Origin of the sequence: Daejeonella sp., assembly GCF_044342615.1 — a bacterium.
Lineage (GTDB): Bacteria > Bacteroidota > Bacteroidia > Sphingobacteriales > Sphingobacteriaceae > Daejeonella.
Genome location: NZ_JBIIPN010000167.1, coordinates 1 through 4,859, shown reverse-complemented (window position 1 = coordinate 4,859; position 4,859 = coordinate 1). Strand labels below are relative to the sequence as shown.

Sequence of the window (4,859 nt, the reverse complement as noted above, 5' to 3'; positions counted from 1 at the left end):
GCCATAATTAGTGAATGTAAAAATTTAAACGAGTCAAATTTTTTACGCTCTTTTAAAGAACGATATTACTTAGAAAAAAAGTCGGTAAGCAGTTGATCTAATTGATAAACCTTTTCTGTTACATCTGCATCTTCATTCATTACTTTGCTTTCAGCCTTTAGAGTGGCTGTAGCATAATGTAAAACACACATAGATAACAAGTCCTGCTTATCACGAACCGCATAATTTTCTTGATATTCTTTTATACGATCGTTAATAATCTTGGCTGCCCTTCTAATCACTTCCTCTTCTTCCGTGTTCACCTTTAAAGGATAAACGCGATCAGCAATATTTATTTTTATAGAGATTTCTCCCATTTGAGCTTATTTCACTATTACTACTTTTTGAGTAATACAATGCACTTATCTATTTCGCGTACAAAATCGGTAATTTTTTGCTTTATGTCAAAAGTTTTTTCATTAAGACCTAAATCAGTTGCCTGAATACCCTCCAATGAACGAGCCAATGTTAATACTCTTAACTTTTCTTCCAAATCAATTTTTAGCTGTGAATGATGGTCAACTTTATGTTTTAACTGATCATTCTCTTGCTTTAACAAGTCATTCTCCTCCTGCAAAGCAGTACAAAGCTCAATTAGCCTGCCTGTTTTGTCAATTACCTTACTTAGCTGATTCGCAACTGCCATTTGTAAAAATAAAAAATGAATGCCCTGATTAAGCTATAAAAATTTTAAAATAAATGATTTACACATTATAAAATGTATAAAATATTAAGAGTTGTTTAAAATAAAGATAATTTATTAATTATAAATTAATAATTGTTTAATAACTTATAGATTTTAAAAACAATGTACAAATTTAAGCAAAATATAAGCTAAAAAAGCAGCCTATTATGATTTGAAGACCATACTATTTTCTAATCTCTGCTCCTGCCTGCTTCTCGAAATTAATAATTAACTTCTGCATAAATGCCTCAATTTGCTTATCAGTAAGCGTCTTTTCATCGTCTTGAATTACAAAGCTAAGTGCATAAGATTTTTTACCTTCCGGAAGTTTATCCCCAAGGTACACATCAAACACATTCACCTCCTTCAGCAGACTTTTATCCGTTTTTAAAGCTATTTGCTTTAAGTGTTCGAATGTAATATCCTTATTTAATAACATGGATAAGTCGCGGCGCACAGCTGGAAATTTTGAAACCTCGGTAAAGGTAATTTTATTGTTTCTAACCGACTTCACAATAAAATCCCAATCAAAATCTGCGTAAAACACCTCTGCATTAATATCTAACTTTTTTAATGCTTTTTTAGAAACTGTTCCAAAATCAACTAAAACCTTTTCTCCCTTACGATAGCTTATGCCTGAAGAAAAATCAGGATTAGATGCCTCAAATGAACTTAATCCTTTGATATTGAGTCTATTAACAATTAAATCAACTATTGATTTAATATTGTAAAAACCTGCCAGATTTGATTTTGAAGCCCAATGCTCGGCATGCATAGTTCCGGTAAGAAACACTGAAAGTCGTTGATTTTCTTTATATGTCTCATTTTCAAGGCTATACACCTTACCAAACTCATATAATTTCAAATCAGAATTTCTACGATTTTGATTATAAGATATAGCTTCTAATCCTGAAAACAATAAATTTTGACGCATCACATCTAAATCGCTACTTAGAGGATTAAGAATTTTGACAGCTAGATCCGGTTGTGCAGAATAGGCTAATTTGGTGAGTGAATTACTCAAAATCTCAAAAAATCCATTAGAAGTCAGTAAATCGGCACATTGATTTTGTAAAACCTCTTTATCAGGCTTCTGTGAAGGATTTAAAGAAGCACGGATCTGGCTTGGAATCTCAATATTATTATAACCATGTATTCTGAGTATTTCTTCAATAATATCTACTTCACGGGTAACATCAACCTTAAATGCTGGAACCTCCAATTTCATTCCAGATTGGTCTTGTGCCACAATTTTTATTCCTAAACCAATAAGTGTGGCGTGAATTTCTTCTTTTGAAATTTCCTTCCCAATTAAACGTGACACATTATTAAATGAGATTTCCACCTCAAATGGTTTAGCAGGCAATGGGTAAATATCTGATATGGATGATGAAATATACCCACCAGCAATCTCCTGAATAAGCAAAGCAGCACGTTTTAATGCGATTACAGTCATTTCCGGATCTGTACCACGCTCAAACCTGAAAGAAGCATCTGTTTTTAATCCATGACGTTTGGATGTTTTACGCACCGAAACCGCATCAAACCAAGCGCTTTCTAAAAATATTTTGGTGCTTGTGTCTTTTACACCTGAAGATTTACCTCCAAAAACACCAGCAATACACATGGGTTCATTTGCATTACAAATCATCAAATCATCTGACGACAATTTACGTTCTACATCATCCAAAGTGGTAAATATAGTCCCCTCAGCACATTTTTTAACAATAACTTTCTGTCCTGCAATAGCATCCGCATCAAAGGCATGTAGCGGCTGACCTAATTCATGGAGCACAAAATTGGTCACATCTACTACATTGTTGATGGGTCTAATTCCAATAGCGTTTAATTTATCCTTTAGCCAATCAGGCGATTCTTTTACGGTAATACCACTAATACATACTGAAGAATATCGGCGACAAGCGTCTTGATCTTGAATTTCTACAGGGATGACTAATTCTTGATTCTCAACTTTAAAGCTCGAGATATCAGGCATTGTTATTTCTAAATTTAGGTAAGCAGCTAAATCGCGAGCAACACCTAAATGAGAGGCTGCATCAGCACGATTTGGAGTTAAGCCAATTTCAAAAACAAAATCATCTTCTAATTTATAGTATGAGCTTACCGCTAATCCAATTTCGGCATCAGCTTCTAATTCAATAATTCCTGCATGATCATGCCCTAAACCTATTTCATCTTCCGCACAAATCATTCCTTCCGAAACTTCACCTCTAATTTTTGATTTAGAAATCTTAAAAGGCTCACCGGTGGTTGGGTAAATGGTAGTATTGACCGTCGCAACCACTACTTTTTGGCCTGCAGCCACATTATTTGCTCCACAAACAATTTGAAGATCTTCGCCCAATCCAACATCAACCTTAGTCACCTTTAGTCGGTCTGCATTGGGATGCTGTGCGCATTCTTTCACATAACCTATCACCAGGCCATTTAGTCCGCCAGGAACCGACTGAACCTCTTCAAGGCTCTCTACTTCCAATCCGATATTGGTTAATATTAAAGATAATTCTTCGGGAGTTTTATTCGTATTGATGAATTGCTTCAGCCACTTATAGGAGATCTTCATGTTCTAAAAATGATAAAAAACAAAGATAGAAAGAGATATGATATTTGAGATAGGAAAATAGAACTGTTATGCTTTTAATTTATATTTTTTAGCCTAATCAAGAATACCTTCATCAGCAAAACTTAAAAATCCGTGATCTGTGATGATGAGGTGGTCGAGGACAGGAATATCTAAAAACCTGCCTGCAGAACGTAGTTTACGGGTTAAATCAAGATCTGCTTGACTAGGCTTTAAATTACCAGATGGATGATTATGGGCTAAAATAATTGATGCTGCATGATTTTCGAGGGCTGTATTGAAAATAATTTTGGGGTCCGCAATTGTTCCTGCTTGACCGCCCTTGCTTATTAAATGACTAGAAGTAATTTTATTCGCTCGGTTTAGCACAATAATCCAAAATTCTTCATGGTTAAGATCTCGAAATCGAGAAGCAATAGATTCATAAACATCGATGCTAGTTGATACTTGAATTTTATCCCGACTAAGAGTTTCTTTTCTTCTGCGACCTAATTCGAGGGCTGCAATGATTGAAATAGCCTTTGCTTCACCAATGCCTTTAAATTTAGAGAGCTCCGCAATACTCAATCGCGCCAATTGATTTAAATCGTTCTCACAAGCATGCAAAATACGCTTACTTAAATCTACAGCACTTTCACTACGACTTCCTGAACCAAGTAAAATGGCGATGAGTTCGGCATCACTGAGGCTACGTCTGCCTTGTAAGACTAATTTCTCTCTCGGACGATCTTCTTCAGCCCAAGCCTTAATTGTAATTTTATGCTCATAATTTGTCATGAGCTAAACATATAGAAATGTATAAAACCAAAAAAGGGGTTCCGATTAAACGGAACCCCTTTTTTAGTAAACGGTCTTTTCAGATTATTTTAAACCATTAACAAGCTTAGTCAATTTTGACTTATTGTTAGATGCTTTATTCTTATGTATGATATTCTTTTTCGCTAAACGATCTAACATTGAGATCACTTTGCCTAAAAGTGGTGTAGCTTCTGATTTATCAGTAGTTAAACGTAATCTTTTAATTGCTGATCTAGTGGTTTTCGCCTGATAGCGATTACGTAAACGCTTAGCTGCGTTTGATCTAATTCTTTTTATCGATGATTTATGATTTGCCATTTCTTAAGCTTATTATTCCGTCCTTCTTTTAAGGACTGCAAATATATGCTGATTATTTCAATTTTCAAAGCATAATCAAAAAAAATCGATTTTGATTTTAAAGAGGTGGCAATATCGTTGATAAAGAACAATTTAGCAGCCAGATTTTAAATGATTAATCGGCATTTAAAATCAAAAATCAGTCTAAAAAACCGTTTAATCATCAATATGACCGCTTAATAAATTTATTTGAAGCTAAATTTAGACTAACCTAAATTGTTTGAAATAAATTCAATACAATGAAAAAGATTTTAATTTTAGTTTCCATTGTTTTTATAGGCCTAATATTCACTTCATGGGGATTTTTTGCCCACCAAAAGATCAATAGATTAGCCGTATTTACCTTACCTAATGAAATGATTAGTTTTTACAAGAATA

At 34.1% G+C, this 4,859-nt stretch carries 5 protein-coding genes; all 5 read right to left on the bottom strand.

Going from position 1 to position 4,859, the window contains the following annotated elements; genetic code table 11:
- Nucleotides 1–65 precede the first annotated feature (65 nt).
- Nucleotides 66–356 carry a cell division protein ZapA gene (locus ACIQ0D_RS11545; RefSeq protein ID WP_395805760.1) on the bottom strand — a complete coding sequence of 97 codons (291 nt, stop codon included), beginning with the start codon at nucleotides 354–356 and terminating at the stop codon, nucleotides 66–68.
- 20 nt (nucleotides 357–376) lie between these two features.
- Nucleotides 377–685 carry a hypothetical protein gene (locus tag ACIQ0D_RS11540; protein WP_395805758.1) on the bottom strand — a complete coding sequence of 103 codons (309 nt, stop codon included), beginning with the start codon at nucleotides 683–685 and terminating at the stop codon, nucleotides 377–379.
- Between the two features lie 223 nt (nucleotides 686–908).
- Nucleotides 909–3,308, bottom strand: coding sequence for a phenylalanine--tRNA ligase subunit beta (gene pheT / locus ACIQ0D_RS11535; protein WP_395805756.1), 2,400 nt, complete (start codon nucleotides 3,306–3,308; stop codon nucleotides 909–911).
- Nucleotides 3,309–3,401: 93 nt separating this feature from the next.
- Nucleotides 3,402–4,103 (bottom strand): DNA repair protein RadC, encoded by a 702-nt coding sequence (gene radC / locus ACIQ0D_RS11530; protein ID WP_395805754.1) that lies wholly within the window; start codon nucleotides 4,101–4,103, stop codon nucleotides 3,402–3,404.
- A gap of 84 nt (nucleotides 4,104–4,187) precedes the next feature.
- Nucleotides 4,188–4,442: a 30S ribosomal protein S20 gene (gene rpsT, locus ACIQ0D_RS11525; protein WP_395805752.1), complete on the bottom strand. Its 255-nt coding sequence runs from the start codon at nucleotides 4,440–4,442 to the stop codon at nucleotides 4,188–4,190.
- Nucleotides 4,443–4,859: the final 417 nt, after the last annotated feature.